The sequence below is a fragment of the Stenotrophomonas sp. YIM B06876 genome (assembly GCF_030711595.1).
Classification (GTDB): domain Bacteria; phylum Pseudomonadota; class Gammaproteobacteria; order Xanthomonadales; family Xanthomonadaceae; genus Stenotrophomonas.
In genome coordinates, this window is the sequence record NZ_JAUJUJ010000123.1 from 1 (window position 1) to 2,232 (window position 2,232).

The 2,232-nt window shown below is 64.5% G+C and carries 2 protein-coding genes; both read left to right on the plus strand.

The window, feature by feature from the left end; genetic code table 11:
* Positions 1 to 45: 45 nt before the first annotated feature.
* Positions 46 to 1,218: an L-rhamnonate dehydratase gene (locus QZH66_RS15240; protein ID WP_305806756.1), complete on the plus strand. Its 1,173-nt coding sequence runs from the start codon at positions 46 to 48 to the stop codon at positions 1,216 to 1,218.
* Between the two features lie 11 nt (positions 1,219 to 1,229).
* On the plus strand, positions 1,230 to 2,232 hold a 1,003-nt coding region (locus tag QZH66_RS15245; RefSeq protein ID WP_305806757.1), incomplete at its 3' end, for a dihydrodipicolinate synthase family protein.

The window sequence follows — 2,232 nt, forward strand, 5'->3', positions numbered from 1 at the left end:
CGGTGGCCAGTGCCACCTCTTTCATCGTTTCTTTAGGGAGGTCTTATGAAGATCCAATCCGTCCGCGCCCGCGTTTTCCAATGGAAGGGCAAGACCGTTCCGCCGCAAGGCAATTTCTGCTCCAACGCCATGGACCTGGTGTACTCCAACACCGAGTCCATGAGCACCTTCCGCTTCCATTCCTGGACGGTGGTCGAGATCGAGACCGACGATGGCACCGTCGGCCTGGGCAACGTGGCCCTGGCGCCCAGCATCGCCAAGGCCATCATCGACCAGTACCTGGCGCCGCTGGTGATTGGCCAGGACCCGTGGGACTACGAATACCTGTGGCAGCGCATGTACCGCGCCACGCACGCCTGGGGCCGCAAGGGCGTGACCATGGCGGCGATCTCGGCGATCGACCTGGCGATCTGGGACATCCTGGGCAAGAGCGTGAACAAGCCGGTGTTCAAGCTGCTCGGCGGGCGCACCAAGGAAAAGATCCCCTGCTACTACTCCAAGCTCTACCGCACCGACATGAAGGACATGCAGATTGAAGCGCAGAAGTTCCTGGACCAGGGCTTCACGGCCTTCAAGATGCGCTTTGGCTACGGCCCCGCGCACCTGCAAAAAGGCGTGGCGGAGAACCTCAAATCGGTAGCAGCCATCCGCGAGGTCATCGGCTACGACACCGACCTGATGCTCGAGTGCTACATGGGCTGGAACCTCGAATACGCCAAGCGCATGCTGCCCAAGCTGGCCAAGTACGAGCCGCGCTGGCTCGAAGAGCCGGTGATCGCCGACGACATCGACGGCTACGCCGAGCTGAACGCCATGAACATCATCCCGATCTCGGGCGGCGAGCACGAATTTTCACTCTACGGCTTCAAGCAGCTGCTCGACAAGAAGGCCGTCAGCGTCGTGCAGTACGACACCAACCGCGTCGGCGGCATCACGGCCGCGCACAAGATCAATGCGCTGTGCGAGGCCTATTCGGTGCCCGTGGTCCCGCACGCCGGCCAGATGCACAACTACCACCTGACCATGAGCACGCTGGCCTCGCCCATGGCCGAGTACTTCCCGATCTTCGATGTGGAAGTCGGCAACGAGCTGTTCTGGTACATCTTCGACGGCGAGCCCATCGCCGACAACGGTTTCATCCAGCTCAGGGACGACGTGCCGGGCCTGGGCCTCACGCTCAAGACCGAGTACCTCGACCAGTTCGACATCATTGAATAAGGAGCCGCGCCATGCCTGGACTCTCCAACCCGCGCTACCGCGGCATCTTCCCGGTCGTGCCGACCACTTTCCACGAAGACGGCACGCTCGACCTGGCCAGCCAGAAGCGCTGCGTCGACTTCATGATCGACTCGGGCGTCGACGGCCTGTGCATCCTCGCGAACTACTCCGAGCAGTTCCTGCTGGCTGACGACGAGCGCGAAACGCTCACGCGCCTGGTGCTCGAACATGTAGCCGGCCGCGTGCCCGTGATCGTGACCACCACGCACACCAGCACCAAAATTTGCGCCGAGCGCAGCCGGCGCGCGCAGGACATGGGCGCGGCCATGGTGATGGTCATGCCGCCCTACCACGGCGCCACCTTCCGTTTCGGCGAGGCGCAGGTGCGCGCCTTCTACCAGGGCGTGTCCGACGCCATAGCCATTCCCATCATGGTCCAGGACGCGCCCGCGGCCGGCACGCCGCTGTCTCCCGCCTTCCTGGCCCAGATGGCCAAGGAGATTGANGGCGTGTCCGACGCCATAGCCATTCCCATCATGGTCCAGGACGCGCCCGCGGCCGGCACGCCGCTGTCTCCCGCCTTCCTGGCCCAGATGGCCAAGGAGATTGAACAGGTCAGCTACTTCAAAATGGAAACGGCCGGCGCGGCGAACAAACTGCGCGAGCTGATCGCCCTGGGCGGCGAGGCCATTGAAGGGCCCTGGGACGGCGAAGAGGCCATCACCCTGCTGGCCGACCTGGAAGCGGGCGCCACCGGTGCCATGACCGGCGGCGGCTTTGCCGACGGCATCCGCCCCATCATCGAGGCGCACCGCGCCGGCGACAAGGACCAGGCTTTCGCCCAGTACCAGCGCTGGCTGCCCCTGATCAACCATGAGAACCGCCAGGCCGGCTTTCTGGCCGCCAAGGCGCTGATGAAGGAAGGCGATGTCATCGCCTGCGAAGCGCCGCGTGCACCCTGGCCGCCCATGCACCCCGAGGTGCGCCGCCAGCTCATAGCCATCGCGCGCCGGC